The organism is Collinsella sp. CLA-AA-H302 (assembly GCF_040093305.1).
Lineage (GTDB): Bacteria > Actinomycetota > Coriobacteriia > Coriobacteriales > Coriobacteriaceae > Collinsella.
On sequence record NZ_JBBNJW010000002.1, the window covers coordinates 136,678 to 153,567 of the forward strand.

Annotated in this window: 11 protein-coding genes; 5 read left to right on the plus strand and 6 right to left on the minus strand. The window is 59.4% G+C overall.

Annotated features, from left to right (window positions below):
• Positions 1-53: 53 nt before the first annotated feature.
• The gene (locus tag AAAV21_RS01910) at positions 54-2,294 is read right to left on the minus strand and encodes a DNA gyrase subunit A (protein WP_349107067.1); all 2,241 of its coding nucleotides are present in this window, start codon (positions 2,292-2,294) and stop codon (positions 54-56) included.
• Positions 2,295-2,339: 45 nt separating this feature from the next.
• A complete protein-coding gene (locus tag AAAV21_RS01915; RefSeq protein WP_349107069.1) occupies positions 2,340-4,337 on the minus strand; it encodes a toprim domain-containing protein in 1,998 nt (665 codons plus the stop codon).
• Positions 4,338-4,705: 368 nt separating this feature from the next.
• Here AAAV21_RS01915 and AAAV21_RS01920 point away from each other — a divergent pair, with 368 nt between their 5' ends.
• A complete protein-coding gene (locus tag AAAV21_RS01920; protein WP_349107070.1) occupies positions 4,706-5,722 on the plus strand; it encodes a hypothetical protein in 1,017 nt (338 codons plus the stop codon).
• Between the two features lie 110 nt (positions 5,723-5,832).
• On the opposite strand, the gene AAAV21_RS01925 is transcribed toward AAAV21_RS01920, so the two are convergent.
• Together AAAV21_RS01925 and AAAV21_RS01930 are read right to left on the minus strand one after the other, a co-directional pair.
• On the minus strand, positions 5,833-10,200 hold the full coding sequence (locus AAAV21_RS01925) for a hypothetical protein (protein WP_349107072.1): 4,368 nt from the start codon (positions 10,198-10,200) through the stop codon (positions 5,833-5,835).
• Positions 10,201-10,355: 155 nt separating this feature from the next.
• Positions 10,356-11,360 carry a LuxR C-terminal-related transcriptional regulator gene (locus tag AAAV21_RS01930; RefSeq protein ID WP_349107073.1) on the minus strand — a complete coding sequence of 335 codons (1,005 nt, stop codon included), beginning with the start codon at positions 11,358-11,360 and terminating at the stop codon, positions 10,356-10,358.
• Between the two features lie 297 nt (positions 11,361-11,657).
• Here AAAV21_RS01930 and guaA point away from each other — a divergent pair, with 297 nt between their 5' ends.
• On the plus strand, positions 11,658-12,638 hold the full coding sequence (gene guaA, locus AAAV21_RS01935; RefSeq protein ID WP_349107075.1) for a glutamine-hydrolyzing GMP synthase: 981 nt from the start codon (positions 11,658-11,660) through the stop codon (positions 12,636-12,638).
• 97 nt (positions 12,639-12,735) lie between these two features.
• Here guaA and AAAV21_RS01940 read toward each other — a convergent pair whose 3' ends face one another.
• A complete protein-coding gene (locus AAAV21_RS01940; protein WP_349107077.1) occupies positions 12,736-13,782 on the minus strand; it encodes a HAMP domain-containing sensor histidine kinase in 1,047 nt (348 codons plus the stop codon).
• Positions 13,783-13,907: 125 nt separating this feature from the next.
• On the minus strand, positions 13,908-14,582 hold the full coding sequence (locus AAAV21_RS01945; RefSeq protein ID WP_349107079.1) for a response regulator transcription factor: 675 nt from the start codon (positions 14,580-14,582) through the stop codon (positions 13,908-13,910).
• An 89-nt stretch (positions 14,583-14,671) separates the two neighbouring features.
• Here AAAV21_RS01945 and AAAV21_RS01950 point away from each other — a divergent pair, with 89 nt between their 5' ends.
• From AAAV21_RS01950 to AAAV21_RS01960, 3 genes are read left to right on the plus strand one after another with little or no spacing between them, the layout of a single operon-like run.
• Positions 14,672-14,818: a CD1871A family CXXC motif-containing protein gene (locus AAAV21_RS01950; protein WP_197032205.1), complete on the plus strand. Its 147-nt coding sequence runs from the start codon at positions 14,672-14,674 to the stop codon at positions 14,816-14,818.
• Entirely contained in the window at positions 14,811-15,722 is a 912-nt protein-coding gene (locus AAAV21_RS01955) for a 4Fe-4S binding protein (RefSeq protein ID WP_349107080.1), read from the plus strand. The genes AAAV21_RS01950 and AAAV21_RS01955 overlap by 8 nt, the downstream gene beginning before the upstream one ends.
• A 35-nt stretch (positions 15,723-15,757) precedes the next feature.
• Entirely contained in the window at positions 15,758-16,720 is a 963-nt protein-coding gene (locus tag AAAV21_RS01960) for a redoxin domain-containing protein (protein WP_349107081.1), read from the plus strand.
• Positions 16,721-16,890: the final 170 nt, after the last annotated feature.

Genomic DNA, 16,890 nt, shown 5'->3' on the forward strand with positions numbered 1-16,890 from the left:
GCTGCGCTCCGGGCCCCACCGTTTTAAGAGCTTATGGCGGTTCTGCCGTCGTCCTAGTCAAACAAACTCGGCATGTCGTTTTCCTTCATGAGGGCACCGGCAGAGGGGAGGCTCTGCGCAGTGAACTTTTCGGCCGAGACGCCGGCGCCGAGGATTTCCTCGGTCGTGCCGACGGTGGTGACCGAGCGGCCCTTCTTGGCCGTAAAGGCCTGGACGCCCTGCGTGTTGGTGGTCGTCTTGGTCTTGAGTAGCGACGTGTTAAAGTTCATCAGGCGGTAGTCGCTCGAGACCAGCGCGAGGTCGCGATCCTCCTTGAGTACCTGCGCATACAGCAGTTTGCTGCCGCCGTAGATGGCGTTCTTAAGGCGCTTGCGGTTGGTCTTGGTGATGTATCCGGCAAGTGCGACGCGCACCACGCGGCCGTTCTCAAAGACAAACAGCACGTCGGCCTTATAGTCCTCGGGGTCGATGACCCAAATCACGCTCTCGTCGGGTTCCATCTCAAGATCGGTCGGCAGGTACGAGCCCAGCTGAGCCGACTTGGTGTCCTCGAACGCCGCGACCTTGCACTTGTATACCTGGCTATTGTTGGTAAACACGAGCAGCTCGTGCGTATTGGCGGACGGGAACTCGATAAAGGGCTTGTCGCCGTCCTTGTACTTGAGCGTGGCGGCCTTCTTGAGCACGCGGTCCGTCATCTTTTTGAGGTAGCCATCGCGCGAGAGCATGATGGTCACCGGGTACTCCTCGACCTCGGGCTCCAGGCTCACCTCGATGACCTCATGGGGCTCAATTCTGCCCGTGCGGCGCGGCATCACGTACTTCTTGTTGACCGCGGCCAGCTCGTCGCTGATGACCTTCTTGATGTTCTCCTCGCTGGAGAGGATCTCCTCAAGCTCGGCAATCTCGCCCTCGAGCTTAGCGATGTCCTTGGTGCGGTTGAGAATGTACTCCTCGTTGATGTTGCGGAGCTTGAGCTCGGCGACAAACTCGGCCTGGGTCTCATCGATGTCGAAACCCTTCATAAGGTTTGGCACGACCTCGGCCTCGAGCTTAGTGCCGCGGATGATGGCGATGGCCTTGTCGATGTCGAGCAGAATTGCCTCGAGGCCGTGCAGCAGGTGCAGACGCTCGGACTTTTTGCCCAGGTCAAAATTAATGCGGCGACGAGTGGACTCAATACGCCACTTGACCCACTCGTGCAGAATCTGGCGCACACCCATAACGCGGGGATAGCCGTCGACCAGCACGTTAAAGTTGCACGAGAACGAATCCTGCAACGTGGTCGAGCGATAGAGCTTGGCCATGAGCTTGTCGGGGTCGACGCCGCGCTTAAGGTCGATGGCAATGCGCAGGCCCGAGAGGTCGGTCTCGTCGCGGATGTCGGCAATCTCTTTGACCTTGCCCTCTTTGGAGAGCTTGACGATGCGTTCGATGATGACATCAGTCTTGGTGGTGTAGGGAATCTCGTAGACCTCGATGATGCGCTCTTCGGGAATCCAACGCCAGCGGGAGCGGATCTGGAAGCTGCCGAGGCCGGTCTCGACGATCTTTTCCATCTCCTCGCGGCGGTAGATAATCTCGCCGCCGGTCGAGAAGTCGGGCATGGGCATGTACTCGAGCAGGTCGCAGTCGGGATCCTGCAGGTAGTGCATCGTGGCGGTGCAGACCTCGTTGAGGTTGAAACCGCAGATGTCGGACGCCATGGCGACGCCGATGCCCTTATTGGCCGAGACAAGGATGTTGGGGAACGTGGTGGGCAGCAGGCGCGGCTCCTTCATGGCGCCGTCGTAGCTGTCGACAAAGTCGACCGGGTCCTTGTCGATGTCCTTGAAGATCTCGGCGCTGATGGGGGAGAGCTTGGCCTCGGTGTAACGCGAGGCGGCGTAGCTCAGGTCGCCCGAATAGTACTTGCCAAAGTTACCCTTCGACTCCACGAAGGGGGCAAGCAGCGCTTCGTTGCCCGTCGCCAGGCGCACCATCGTTTCGTAGATCGCGGCATCGCCGTGCGGGTTGAGCTTCATGGTCTGGCCCACGATGTTGGCGCTTTTTTGGCGCTCGCCCTTGAGCAGGCCCATCTTGTACATGGTGTAGAGCAGCTTGCGGTGCGAGGGCTTAAAGCCGTCGATCTCGGGGAATGCACGCGAGACGTTGACGCTCATGGCGTAGGGCATGTAGTTGACCTCGAGCGTCTGCGTAATCGGCTGGTCGGTGACCTCGGAGTGCAGGCCGATGACGTTCTCGGCGTTGACCTGCTTTTTCTTTGGCTGGTTCTTCGTCTTCTTCTTTGCCACGATTTCCTCTTGAACTTCTTATGGGCCGTCGTTATCGATTTGCTGCTACTGCAGATCCAGCTGATCCAGATATTCCTTGCCGTGCTCGGAGATATGGCGCTTGCGGCCCGCCTCGTCGTTGCCCAGCAACAGGTTGAACATGGTCTCCATCTTGGTGACGTCCTCGGGCTCCACCTTGATCAGGCGGCGCGTCTCGGGGTTCATGGTGGTGAGCCACATCATGTCCGGGTCGTTCTCACCAAGACCCTTGGAGCGGTTGATTGAGCACTTCTGGTCGCCGATCTCTTTGAGAATGCCGTTTTTCTCGAGCTCGGTGTAGGCAAAGTAGGTCTTCTCTTTGCAGTTGATCTCGTAGAGCGGCGACTCGGCGATATACACGTAGCCCTCGTCGATAAGCGTGGGTACCAGGCGGTAGAGCATGGTGAGCACGAGCGTGCGGATGTGGTACCCATCGACGTCGGCGTCCGTACAGATGATGACCTTGTTCCAGTTGAGGTTGTCCAGGTCAAAGGCGCCAAGGTTCTTGATGCGCTTGTCCTTGATCTCCACACCGCAGCCCAGCACGCGCATGAGGTCCATGATGATGTCGGACTTAAAGATGCGCGGGTAGTCCTCCTTTAGGCAGTTGAGGATCTTGCCTCGGACGGGCATGACGCCCTGGAACTCGGCATCGCGCGAGGTGCGGATGGCGCCTGCTGCCGAGTCGCCCTCTACGATGTAGATCTCGCGACGGTTCTTGTCCCTGGAGCGGCAGTCGATGAACTTCTGCACGCGGTTGGCCATGTCGGTCTTTTGCTGCAGATTGGTCTTGATGCTCTGGCGCGTCTTTTCGGCATTCTCGCGCGAGCGCTTGTTGATGAGCACCTGCTCCATGATCTTGTTGGCGGCGTCTTTGTTCTCGATCAGGTAGGTCGAGAGGCGCTCCTTAAAGAAGGCCGTCATGGCCTGCTGGATAAAGCGATTATTGATGGCCTTCTTGGTCTGGTTTTCGTAAGACGTCTGGGTGGAGAAGCAGTTGGTCACCAGTACCAGACAGTCTTGGACGTCTTGCCACTTAATGCCGCTCTCGTTTTTGTTGTACTTGCCCTGGCTCTTGATGTAGGCATCGATGGCGCTGGTCAGAGCGCTGCGAGCCGCTTTTTCCGGCGAGCCACCGTTCTCGAGCCACGATGAGTTGTGGTAGTACTCCTGCATCATGAAGGTGCGCGAGAAGCACATGCATGCGGTGATTTTAACGTTGTAGTCGGGCAGGTCCTCGCGGTCGCGACCGCGGCGGTCGGCCTCGATAAAGAAGGGCTCGGTAAGGTAGTCGGTACCGACCTTCTCGAGCACGTAGTCCTCGATGCCCTTGGGATAGCAGAAGTCCTCTTCGGAGAACTCGCCGTCGTCGCCCTCAATGCGCAGGCGGAAGGTCACGTTAGCGTTGACCACGGCCTGACGGCGCATGGTCTCGCGATACCACTCGTGGGGAATACTGATCGAGGTAAAGACCTCAAGATCGGGGCGCCACTTGATAGTGGTGCCGGTACGGCCCTCATCGCTGGGCTCAATCTCGAGTGCCTTCTTTTTGGCGCCGACGACCTTACCCTTCTTAAAGTGCAGGGAGTACTTGTTACCGTCACGCCAAACCGTGACGTCCATGTACTCGGAGGCGTATTGGGTCGCGCACGAACCCAGGCCATTGGTACCGAGCGAGAAGTCGTAGTCGCCGCCCTGGTTGTTGTTATACTTGCCGCCGGCGTAGAGCTCGCAGAAGACGAGCTCCCAGTTAAAGCGCTTCTCGGAAGGGTTCCAGTCGAGCGGGCAGCCACGGCCGTTGTCCTCTACCTGAATGGAGCCATCGCGAAAGGCGGTAAGGGTGATGAGCTTGCCGTAGCCCTGGCGCGCCTCGTCAACGGCGTTGGACAGGATCTCGAAGGCGGCATGCGCGCAACCGTCGAGCCCGTCCGAGCCAAAGATGACGGCGGGGCGCAGGCGTACACGCTCCTCGTCCTTGAGCTGGCGGATACTGTCGTTACCATAGTTTGCGGTGTTTTTTGCCATACTCGCTCTCTCGGTGCTCCTTTGCTGCGTTTTAGTCATGTAGATAGTCAAGGTAGCATAGCCCAGCCCATAGGCGATTCCAACCAACACGAAATCCATCGAACAATCGTTCGGATTAACGGGTAAAACGTGTCGTGCGGATTGTTGTTCCGAATCGAACATTGGGACAGGTGTCTCGTTTTATGGGCCGGGGGCGTGCATGTGCGAGTCCTTTTGGCCCATAAGGAACGCTGATGGGTCGTTATTTGGGCCACGGGTCACTTCGCCGGCGCCGCGTTTCGTCATACGCTCATAGTGGAAGCCGATGCCACGGAGTCGACTTGCGACTCGGGCAACGGATGAGCTACAAGCCGAAAGGAGCGGTGAGGATGATGAAGCCCATGACAAAGAAGCTGCTGTTAGGAATTCCCACCGTGACGCTTTCGGCCGTGCTGGCGTGTACGCTTGCCGGCTGCGGCGGTAATGCGCCGAGTGGCTCGGGCGGGAGCGCACCTGTGCAGGAGAAGTCCGAGAAGGCCAAGGCCTATGAGTCGCAGACGGTCGAGGTGGCTGGCATAACCTATGAGTCGGTGGCTCACGGTACGTTCTATCGCGGCGACGCTAAGCTGCAGGACGGCTTTTACCTGCACGTCAAGATCACCAACAACAATGCAAAGAACAGGACGTTTGACTCCTTTAACGTGCATGCTGCCCAGGGCGATCTTGAGGCGGGTGACCCGTTGTTTACTTCCGGCAAGGCGGCCGTGCTCGACTACGTTGCAAGCGAGGCACCCGATGAGCTTCACGAGGGCATCGATCTTTCCGAGAGGCCAGATATCGGCCCGGGCGAGACCGTTGAGTACGTGTATTTCTGGGCGCCCAAGACGGCGTACTACGGGCCCATCACTGTCGAGTTCGTAGACGCTTACGCCCCCGCCAAGAATCATGAGGCCATGCACTTTGACACCACGGGATGCGAGACCAAGGAGTTCAAGGCGGCCGGCGGCGTGGCCGATTCTGGCGAGAAGGCAGATTTAACGGGCATCGACTGCGCATCGTACAGCATCGAGGCCGCCGATGGGTACACGCTGGATTCGTCCGACGAAGAGCGCGAAAAGGCAAACTTCTTCCACGACGAGACTGGAGGACGCCTGAACATCAGCATCTTCCCGCGCTCGCCGGAGGAAGAGGTTGCAAGCCTAGAGCAGGTCTACGAAGGCAAGGAGACGACAACCGACCAGGTCGAGTACAACGGCATAACGTGGCTGCGCTTTACCGGTCCCGACAACGGCCATACGCTGTTTGCGACGGCTCCCGCAACGGGTGAAACCGTCCGCGTGTCGATTGGCTGGAAGATCGATTGGGACGCCGCCGTGCCCATGATGGAGGCACTGAAGCTCAAGTAACGCCGCGATTCTTACGTCAGGCGACTCAGGGCTGGCTCCGAGTTATCGGGGCCAGCCCTTTTTGGTGCTCGATGAGCCGAGTCGGCGTCTCTCGTAAAAGCAGCTAGGAGCTAGCGAGGCCTATCCGAATTGACCTCATTGGCGGTGTCTTTTTCGAGCGCCGTGCGGCGGGCGCTGTAGGCGACGAGGCCGGCGCCTGCCGCGGCGAGTGCTGCAGCGGCTGCCGTAAGGGGAGCGTTGACATCGCCCGTGCCCGCAAGTGCGCCCGCTTTTCCGGAGCGCTTGTTATTGCCGTGGTCCTTGCCACTGCCGGAGCTGCTTCCGCCGGAGCCGCCGCCCTCGTCGGTACCGCCGCCACTCGAGCCACCATCGCCGCCTGCTGCCATCGGGGCGTCGTGAAGTCCGGTCGTATCCGCGCTGTCGCATACGCCGACCTGAACTTCTGAGCGTTCGCATGCCGCATCGGGCACATGAAGCTCGTGCAGTACGGCACCCAGTGTCGAGTTTGCGCCCGGTCGAATTTCCTCGAGCGTTACGGGATCGAGCGCCACCAGGTCACGTGCCTTCGCATACAGCGTTACGCGTTTGCCCACTTCGTCGCCCCAGCTCTCCGGGATGGCAAAGCTCATGCGGAACTGTGCCGTGCAACCCGGTGCCAGCACGGCGTTGCCGTTGTCGGCTACCAGCGGGTGCGTTGCAAAACGTGTGCCCAACGTCTCGAGCGCGTATTTCACGCGTGCCATGTCGTTGGCCGAAGCGTCCTCGGCAAGCTCTGGGTCGTAGATCGAAGCCATGCGTGCGTTCGCTCTGAATCCGATGGATGCGCTGGAGAACGGCTGGCTGGAGCCCTCTCGGTACAGATCGATCGTGCCGGCGGTCAGCAGAGTGTTGCCGTCGTTTCGCACCGTGACCATGAAGGATTCGCCTGCTGCTCCGGGCACCACCGCGCCCGAGGTAGCGACCGCGCCCGTCGGAGTGGCGCACGCCACCAAGGGCACTTCGATGCCGCGTAGCTCTGCCTCGCTCTTCTCCGCGCTCACAATGTGCGTGGCGAGCGCGGAGAGCACGCCTCCCGATGTCAAAAATGTCGTTATCTGATCGACGGGATGGTCCAGCTCGCACATCACGAACGGTTCCGTGAACAGATCGCCAGCCAAGGTGCTGGCGAAGATGCGGAAGTGCTTGCCCATCACTGCTACCGGGTTGCCTTCTTCGTCGCAGGTTTGCCCCACCTTGCCATCGGTGTTCTCTACATAGAGCGCGCACCTGCCGTTGTTGCTTACGCTAAACGATGCCGGGCCACAGCCTGCGGCACCCACGGGCTGCGTTGCAAATGCCGATGCGCCTCGCGTCCAAGTAATATGCTGCAACTGCTCGTTGACGGTGGCCAAAAAGCCCGAATGTTGTGGCCACGGCACCGCATGGGGCACCGTGGCGTCTGGTGGCATAACGCCCCAGCCCGCAATGGACTGGCCGATCACGGCGTACGATGCGCAGCCGCAACCGTCTGCGGTCTCGTACGCAACGGGCACCACCATTTTGCCGTTGATATTCTCGGGCTCGCTCAGCTCGATACTCGACGGTGCCTGCGGAAAGCGAAGAACTTGGCGGAACGTCAGGCTGTCGCCCAAATCATCCGACCACAGGGTAAAGCATTCCAGCGCAACCTCGGCCTCGCTGCCGAGCGCCTTTTCTGCGGTGGTTCCGCGGCGGTGGAGGTAGGCGCCCGACAGACGCCCGTCGACCAGCGTCTTGCCCACCGTGATACGCGGGCACTGCAGGCAATGGTAGCCATCCTCTTGCAGGCGGCCGCGCGAGATGCTGCGCCATGACGTATGCGACACCACGCGGATCTCGTCATTACTTATGCGCAGGCGAACAACGGACAGTATGCCGGCTGTGCTTGCCGTATCGAAAAGGGTATTGTCGCCGGCGGGGCGCTCGCCCGAGACCAGCAGCACGTAGGCGTCCTGGTTTCCTCTTCCGTCCGTATATTCCACCACGTCGAAGTCGTAATCGTATGTGCCGTCGCGCTCCACGTCGCCCTCGCCAAACCCAAGGGGAAAGTCCACGGGCGTGGGAGCAGACCACGTGCCGTTTGCCTTTGTGTGCACCACCAGGCGCGAGCGGCCATTGTCGCCGTAGCGTACCGAGGCGATACGGAACAGACATTCTGCGCCGGCAATCATTGCCAGCTTCATGCGAGCATCGCTGAGCACGCCAGCAAACAGCACGTTGTCGCTCGAGGGTTTTATGCCGCCGCGCTCGTCCTCCGACACGCCGGCAGAATTGGCGTTCGGGTCAACAACGGCGTTCACTGCCTGACCGATGTAGGTGTACTTATACATCGGCGCGGCGTTTTCGTCATTCTCTATCAGCGCGTGGACGAAATGTTCGACCTGTCCCGTGTCGTCGCTCTCCGCGTCTGCCTCGAGCTCAATGCGCGTGACCGCCCGGTCCCAATCGCGTACGGTAGACGCGACGTTTGTCGCGGTGGCTGCAACCTCGGCGCGTGCGAGCAGCTCGGCGTTGGTGACGATGGTGGCCGATGCGATAAATTGCGGCACGCCGCCCGCCTCGATGTTGCCAGGCGTGCCGAAGCGGGCATCCAGCGTGTAAGGCGTATCTCCACCCAATGCGAGCTCAGAGCGCTTGAGCACATACTGGTCGCCATTGTTCACTGACATATTCCACGAATCGGCGAGCGTGGGCCACGACCCCGACCATGCCTTGGTAGTCCACTTGAACATTACGAACTGGAGTATCACATCGACATCGACGTCCGCACCCACGCGCAGTCGCGGAAGCTGGTGACCGTCCGCCTTCTCGTATCCAATGAACAGTGTGAGGGACGCGGCACCGCGCACGGCGGACGAAGCGACGCCTGCAACGCCGGCGCCAAAGGTGACGGCAAGCCCGATCTGGATGGTGAACGAGCCCGACGTGTTTGACCAATCGAGCGAAATGTTTTTAAAAAAAGCCGCGCCGCTGCCGTGCGTATGGGCACCCACGGCGAGCGCCAGCTTCGCTAGCACCCAGGGGTTGACGTTTAGGAAAAACGGCACCGGTCCCAAGGTAAACTGTTCGGTCCAGTTGAGGTCGGTTTTTACCTGGAAGAGGGCCTTAATATTGCCGTATGCGGGATCGTTGTTGTCGCCCCAGGTTTTGCCCACCCAGTCGTAGGCGAGCGATCCGTACAGCTGCGTGGCGATATCCATCGTAAACAGCAGCGTGCAGTGATGGCGAAGCAGCTTGGTGTTCCTTGGATCGGTGCCCGAACCGGCACTCATGCTCTTGTACTGATTCCACTTCCCCTCCATTTCGTCGAGGTACCGGTTTGCCTGCTTGGCGCCCGACTCGCGCGGCGATTTCTTCCAGTATTCCGGATCCGGATTGCCCGAATCGTTCATATAGCTGGCTGGTTTGTATCCTCCGCCAAACAGCACGTATCCAGCAAACGAGAAATCGAAGAGGATCGGAAATGTGGGCATCCAACACGTGAACTTATTACCACCGATGCCGGGAAACGCCGCGGGGAAATCAAACGGAGTAATTTCTTGGTCCATGGTGGTGGGGACGATAGTGGTCGATCCGGATTCCGCCTTTGCCGCCGGCGCGGCAGCAACGGCCATGGGGGAGGAGAGCGTGTAGGTTTTGCCCCGGTAGTCGAGCACAAAGCGCAGCTTGCACCCTTCTTCCAGAAGGCCCGAAGCTGCATCGAGGAACGTGTCTTCAAGCGTGAACGTTGCCAGATTATCCGAACCTGATGCGCTGGCCTTGACTTGGCCAATCTGCGTGACGGTTTCGGGTGAGCTGCCCGCGGCAGGCGTCACTTTGTTAATGCGCAGCGTTGCCTGTCCGCCCTGTGGCAAATGTGCCTGCACGGTAAAGGTGTGCGTATCGGGTTGGTCGTTTGCTGTGTCGTCCTTCGGCAATGCCATGAACGTAGCGTCGGCGTACTGGATGTCCCATTCGTCGAATGTGAGCTGGCGGAAGTACGGCTCGCCGTCGGAAAGCGGACGCGTGGGCGCGGTTATGGCGGTGCCACCCTGGATACGCGCGAGGGGAATCTCGACATCGCGGTAGCCTGCCATGCTAATGGAGATGCCGCCGTTAAAGTCGTACGCGTCGAGAAGCGTTGCCTCGTCCACGTAGCCTTCCGAAAGCGGTGCGACCTCAAAGATGGCCGTGCCCTCGTCATCGGTCGTGGCGGTGAGTTGCTTGCCTGCGGCATAGCGCGATGTGAGTGTAACCTGGGCATCCGCGATGGGCGTATTCTTGTTGGCGACGTCGACCACCACCACGCCGAACATGGTGCGCGAGAGCACCAAGACCTTGAAGGGATCTTTTTCGTCGGCATAGGCTTCGGTGGGCGTGAACGGCAATATGAAGGCGTTTGCGCTTCCCGGCACGCGCGGCAACATAATGCTTGCCAGTGAGGATGCTCCGGCGATAAGTAACGAACGGCGATCAAGCATTTTGGGCTCCCATCCCGCAAATATCGGAGGAAATAATCCAATTTTGCGAGAAGGCGCCCCGTGGCGGTAGTGCCGTTCGATGGCCAAAATGTCCAAAATGATCGAGCGAAGTGCCGGGTTCCGGAACGCGTTCGATACGCTTGGCAGCCCGGTCGCTAACGCAACATATGCGCGACCAGCTCGGCGCGTGTGCCGATGCCAAGCTTTGCGTATACGCCGGATAGGCGGTTTTTGACAGTGCCCGGCGATACTCCCATATGGCGTGCGATTTCGGCGTTGGTCCATCCGCGGCAGGCGAGCATGGCCATGGTGAACTCTGTGGTCGTTAAATCGTCGGCAACGTCCTCGCCCGAATCGGGGTTGTGGATGCGCCGCCAGCCGTAGCTGAATCGATACGTAATCTCGATGATGCGAGCGAAATCGTCGGGGTATTGCGATTTTAAGCATGCCTCGATAAGCCCCTGCAAAAGGCCGTGGTGTTCGCCGATGAGCTCGATAAGGCCGTCGGGGCGCGCAATGTTCCAAGCAGCTCCGAAGTGCGTTTTTGCGGCGTCGATGTCCTTGAGGCTCATGCATGCCATGGAAGCCGACAAGTGCAGGAACAGTTCCGAGATGGGATAGCTTCCCTGTTTCATGATCAGGGCGTTTTCCGCCATGCCCAGACTGCGGCCATATTCGCCGCGCAGGTACAGGGCATGCGCCATCACGTAGCTGGCGAACAGGCGCAGGCCTTCGGGCAGATGCGCCGCAAGCGGATAAAACTCTTCGGCAGAATACGGGGAAGGCAGGTGCAGCAGGACGCTCGCGGCCGAGGCGAACAGGATATGCGTGGCGTGGACGGCGGACGATTCCTCGTCGGCCGGCGTATCGAGGATGCCAGCAAGGCACCGGCGGGCGTCGGCGATACAGTTGAGCGACAGACTGGCATATCCGCAGATAAAGCATGCGGAATAGCGCAGCGCGGGGTCGGTGGCGTCAAGATAGGGGCGTGCTGTCTTGGCGGCGAGTGCGGCCTGTCCGCGAAAGTACAGCGCTTCTGCCGTGGCGATGGCGCGTGAATCGGGGTCGGAAATGCCTGCAACCGCAGCGTCAATCTGCCCCGGCACAAAGGCGGTGCACATCAACGGCATGGGAACGCATGGGTAGCCATCGCAGTCCATCTTCCATCTCCCAACAGCTGGCAACACTAGCAGCAATTGTACTCTTGTTGCTCGGGACTGGAATTTGTGGGTATCGCCTACGATTGTGCCGAACGTATAAAGGAAGAGTCTATTGGCGATGCTCCCAAGGTGGCTACCGAAGTCTAGCTGACCTTGGGATATAGAAAAACTGCCGCCCCTGCAAAAAGCTCTGTCGCAGCGATGGGAAACGTATCTCGTTCTGCATATAATGAGGTCATATGACGGTGCGTCTGCATACGCGCGGCGCATTTCCATCGAACCGAGAAGGAGCTCTGCATGGATCCCAACAAGCGTCCCGACGACATGGTACGTATCACCACTCCCGAACTTGCCCAGGCGTTCATCGAAGAGCAGGTCGCTGCAATCCGCGAGCAGGTCGGCGACAAAAAGGTCCTGCTGGCTCTTTCCGGTGGTGTCGACAGTTCGGTTGTCGCGGCCCTGCTCATCAAGGCCATCGGCAAGCAGCTCATTTGCGTGCATGTTAACCACGGCCTGATGCGCAAGGGCGAGAGCGAGCAGGTCGTCGACGTCTTCAAGAATCAGATGGATGCCAACCTGGTTTACGTTGACGCCACAGATCGCTTCCTGGACAAGCTCGTGGACGTCGAGGAGCCCGAGGCCAAGCGTAAGATTATCGGCGCCGAGTTCATTCGCGTGTTCGAGGAGGAGGCCCGCAAGGTTGGCGATGAGGTCAGCTTCCTCGCCCAGGGCACCATCTATCCCGACATCCTGGAGTCCCAAGACGGCGTGAAGGCTCACCACAACGTGGGCGGTCTGCCCGAGGATCTGCAGTTTGAGCTCTGCGAGCCCGTCAAACTGCTGTACAAGGACGAGGTCCGCGTCGTGGGTCGCGAGCTCGGCCTGCCCGAGAATATGGTTGAGCGCCAGCCGTTCCCCGGTCCCGGCCTGGGCGTCCGCTGCCTTGGTGCCATCACCCGCGACCGTCTTGAGGCGCTGCGCGAAGCCGACGCCATCGTGCGCGAGGAGATCGACAAGGCCGGTCTGACCATCTGGCAGTATTTTGCCGTCGTGCCCGACTTCCGCGCAACCGGTGTGCGCGAGGGCAAGCGCGCCTACGATTGGCCCTGCATCATCCGCTGCATCAACACCGTCGATGTCATGACTGCCGAGGTTCCCGAGCTCGACTGGGCGCTACTCAAGCGTATTACCGCTCGCGTCACCGCCGAGGTTCCCGGCATCTGCCGCGTGTGCTACGACCTCACGCCGAAGCCCGTCGGCACGGTGGAGTGGGAGTAGGCTAACTCACCTAGCCCCCATTTCCGTTTGGAAGCGGGGGCTTTTTGCTGGCGCTTCGCCCAATTTCGTGCATCTTGGGCCTCACGTATCCTGCGAACTAACAGATGTGACAAAGGGGCAGTCCCTTTGTCACATCTTCGATGTTATGCGCGGGAAGAGTCACGAGCATGGTCGTTCCGCGCTCCGAGCTCTCTTCGACCTCGATGGAGCCGCCGTGGAGTGCGGCGATCTCCCAGACCAGCGCAAGTCCCAGTCCCACGCCGCCATATGCCCTGCTACGCGATTTGTCGACGCGAAAGAAGGGCTGAAAGATGCTCGTCTGGTATTGCTCGGGAATGCCCGGCCCCTGGTCGCGCACGCGTAGCAGCACGCGGTCGCCCTCGGCGTGGGCGCTGATTCGCACGGTCGAGTTGGGCGTGCTGTAGCGAATGGCGTTTTCGGCCAAGTTGAACAGCAGCCGATAGATCAGCGTGTCGCTGCCGGTCGTTTGCGCGTCGCCCTCGCTTGCGAGCGCGATGCCCTTTTGCTCGGCAAGGGGCGCCAGGTCGGTGAGCACTTCTTCGATCATCGGCGCCAGGTCAATCGCATCGTTACAGGGGACGCTGCGCAGCTCGCTCATCTCGAGCAGGGTCTTTGTCATGTGCGTCATTCGCTCGGTCTGCTCTTGCAGCAGCCCGAGCAGACGCGCTGTATCTGCATCGGCGTCGGGGTGCTCGGCGCAAAACAGCTCAACCTGAGCTTGCATGAGCGCAAGCGGCGTGCGCAGCTCGTGCGCCGCATTGCCCGTAAACTGTTTTTGTGCAGAAAAACCTTCGTCAAGGCGGGCAATCATGTCGTTAAACGACGCGCTGCAACGCCTAAGCTCAGAGGGCACATCTTCGCTGATCTTTGTGTCGGCGAGGTTGTCGGGCCGCACGCTCTCGACTTGCGCTGCAAAGGTACGCAGCGGCTGCAACGCATGCCCGCTCACAAAGTAGGCCAGCACGCCACCGAGTAGCGTCACCGCTGCGGTTATGTACCAGCTCGTCGCACCAAACGATTCTTGGGCGTCGCTCACGACGATGGTCAGATCGTCGTCGAGCTCCTTGCTCGTCGGGTCGAACGAGTTGGGCGAGGCCGCCTCCGCCTTGCTATGCTCCGACATTTCAGTACCGATTGAGTCCATGTAGCGCATGCCGGAGTAGCCAACCAGGCAATTAATAAGTACGCAGGTCAAACATATCAGCAAAGCTGTCATCAACGTGATGCGCCATTGCAGGGACAGTCGCTTCATTCGCCGTCCTCCATAACGTAGCCCTCGCCGATTCGGTTGCGGATGGGGTCATGTCCCAACGCGCCGCGCAGCTTTTTGCGCAGTGACGAGATGTGCACGCGGGTCGCGTTGCTAAAACTGTTGACACTGGTATCCCATACGTGGTCGATGAGCTCCTCCTGGCTTACCGGTCGACCCTGGTTGAGCATCAGGTATTCCAAGATGCCGGTCTCCTTGCGTGTGAGGGATAAGGCCTCGTCGCCCACTGAGGCGACGCGCGCCTTGGTGTCAAAGCTCAGCGATCCGCAGGTCAGGACAACATCGCTTTGCGTAAAGCGCCTGAGCGTGAGGCTGCGGATACGTGCTGCCAGCTCGTCAAGATGGAACGGCTTGGTGAGGTAGTCGTTGGCGCCCGCATCGAGTCCCGCTACTTTGTCGGCGACCTCGCCGCGGGCCGACAGCACGAGCACCTTGGTCTCGCAATCGGTAATTCTGAGTTGCCTGAGCACGGTCATGCCGTCGACATGGGGGAGATTGAGGTCGAGCACGACAAGATCAAAGGTCTCGACATCGAGCAGATCGAGGGCCTGCTGCCCGTCGTAGCAGCAGTCGACGCTATAGGCCAAGTTGCGCAGGCTGCGTGCGATCGCATCGCACAGCGCCCGCTCGTCCTCGACGACCAAGATGCGCATAACGTTCTCCTTGCATAGTCATTCACGCTTAACACGGATTTTATAGTCGGTATGGTCCAATGGGTCGCGAAACGAAAGGAGTGGTCAGATTGTTCAAAGCGATTAAGCCTGTGGCACAGGTGGCTTTGCTGATCGTTGGGGTAGCCATGGTGTGCTTTGGCGTTATGCGCGGCGAGGCAGATGCCGTGCTGGCCAAGGCAATCAGGCTGTGCTTGGAGTGTATCGGAATTGGATAAAAGAAAAAACACTGCATCGCATCTTTTGGCGAGATTCCGCGGATTGATTCAGGCGGCGGCGACGCTTGCGACCAATATTCACCTGCCTAACTTTGCCAAGGGGGGCATCTACCAGGGGGCGGGCAAAGCCGTCTGCGTGCCGGGGCTCAACTGCTACTCGTGTCCGGCGGCCTCGGGTGCGTGCCCCATCGGGTCGTTTCAGTCGGTGGTGGGATCGTCTAAGTTCAGCTTTTCGTATTACGTCACCGGAACGCTCATTCTAATCGGCGTGCTGTTGGGGCGTTTTGTATGCGGCTTTTTGTGCCCGTTTGGATGGCTGCAAGAACTCCTGCATAAGATTCCCGGCAAAAAGCTCTCCACGAAAAAGCTCAAGCCGCTCACGTACATCAAGTATGCCGTGCTGCTGTTTGCCGTGGTGCTGCTGCCCGTCTTGGTGGTTAACGATGTGGGTATGGGCGACCCGTTCTTTTGCAAGTACATCTGCCCGCAGGGTGTGCTCGAGGGCGCGATTCCGCTGTCCATCATGAATACGGGAATCCGCTCCGCGCTGGGAAAGCTCTTTACCTGGAAGCTCGCGATCCTCATTGTGGTTGCAGTGCTGAGCGTGCTGTTCTACCGCCCCTTCTGCAAATGGATTTGCCCTCTCGGTGCGTTTTATGCGCTCATGAACAAGGTGTCTTTGCTGGGGATCCAGGTTGACCAGTGCAAATGCGTCTCGTGCGGCAAGTGCGCCAAGGTGTGTCAAATGGACGTGGACGTTACGCGTACGCCCAACCATGCCGAGTGCATTCGTTGCGGCAAATGCGTGGGCGCGTGCCCCGTCGATGCTATTAGCTTTCGCTATGGGCTGGATGTGACGGGCGATAAGCCCGCGCAGCCCACGCAAGCCTGCGAAAACAAATAGGTACCTATATAAGTTTCGATATAAACGGAGGAACCATGAAACTGTCAAAAATTGCGGCCTTGTTGATGCTGCCCGTGCTGGCGCTGACCCTCGCGGCGTGCTCTGCGCCCAAGGGCGACGTGAAGGATGCCACGAGCGGCGATGCGCAGATTGCCGAGCTCATAGCGCAAAAGCCGTCGAGCGCCGAGGAGGCGGCCGAGCTGTACCAGCAGCTGCTGCAAAAGGAAAACGAGATCTTCGCGAGCGATAACGCCCTATGGGAAAAGGTATTCAATGCGGCAAATAAAGACTCGGCAATGATTGAGGACGGTAGCAATTACGGCGATTTCCTGCTCAAGACTATCGACGGCGCCAAGGATCAGTTTACGGCTGACGAGCTCAAGACGCTTAAGGCCGGCGCGCAGCAGGTCAAGGAGATCGAGGAAAAGCTCATGGCGCTGGAGAAGGAGTTTCCCGGATGCGGCAGCACGCCCGGCGAGGGGGAGAGCGTCGATGCCTCGACCGCAGGCATGACCAACGGCGAGAGCGGGGAGACGAAGTTCCCCAGCTTTAAGGGCAAGGACCTGGACGGCAACGATGTAAACAGCGACGAGCTGTTCTCCAAAAACAAGGTGACCGTCATGAACTTCTGGTTTACCACCTGCAAGCCGTGCGTGGGAGAGCTGGGCGATCTGGAGAAGCTCAACAAGGAGCTTGCCGAGAAGGGCGGCCAGGTCGTGGGCGTTAATTCCTTTACGCTCGATGGCAACAAAGACGAGGTGGCCGATGCCAAGGACGTGCTTTCCAAGAAGGGCGTGACGTATAAGAACATCTGGTTTAAGTCGGACAGCGAGGCCGGAAAGTTCACCTCCAACCTGTACTCGTTCCCGACCACCTACGTGATCGACCAGAACGGTAACATTGTGGGAGAGCCGATCATGGGCGGCATCAACTCCGCTGAGCAGCGCGAGGCGCTCAACAAACTGATCGATCAGGCACTCGCGAAGAGCGAACAGTAGGTGCGAATGTGACAAAGGGACAGTCCCTTTGTCACATCATCGATGATAAGTGCGGGACGGTGCGCCACGTGGCGTGCCGTCCCGTTCGTTTTTGGGGCAGTACGTTACATTTCTCACTGGAGCAGGCCAAAAATGGGGATAGAGTAGGGCAAACGCGTCGAATGTGAACG

Bases quoted from the DNA above. Each gene is read 5' to 3' on its own strand.
- AAAV21_RS01930 (WP_349107073.1), bottom strand. From the start codon at position 11,360: ATGGACTGCGATGGCTACCCATGCGTTCCCATGCCGTTGATGTGCACC.
- AAAV21_RS01925 (WP_349107072.1), bottom strand. From the start codon at position 10,200: ATGCTTGATCGCCGTTCGTTACTTATCGCCGGAGCATCCTCACTGGCA.
- AAAV21_RS01915 (WP_349107069.1), bottom strand. From the start codon at position 4,337: ATGGCAAAAAACACCGCAAACTATGGTAACGACAGTATCCGCCAGCTC.
- AAAV21_RS01945 (WP_349107079.1), bottom strand. From the start codon at position 14,582: ATGCGCATCTTGGTCGTCGAGGACGAGCGGGCGCTGTGCGATGCGATC.
- AAAV21_RS01940 (WP_349107077.1), bottom strand. From the start codon at position 13,782: ATGTCGGAGCATAGCAAGGCGGAGGCGGCCTCGCCCAACTCGTTCGAC.
- AAAV21_RS01920 (WP_349107070.1), top strand. From the start codon at position 4,706: ATGATGAAGCCCATGACAAAGAAGCTGCTGTTAGGAATTCCCACCGTG.
- guaA (WP_349107075.1), top strand. From the start codon at position 11,658: ATGGATCCCAACAAGCGTCCCGACGACATGGTACGTATCACCACTCCC.
- AAAV21_RS01960 (WP_349107081.1), top strand. From the start codon at position 15,758: ATGAAACTGTCAAAAATTGCGGCCTTGTTGATGCTGCCCGTGCTGGCG.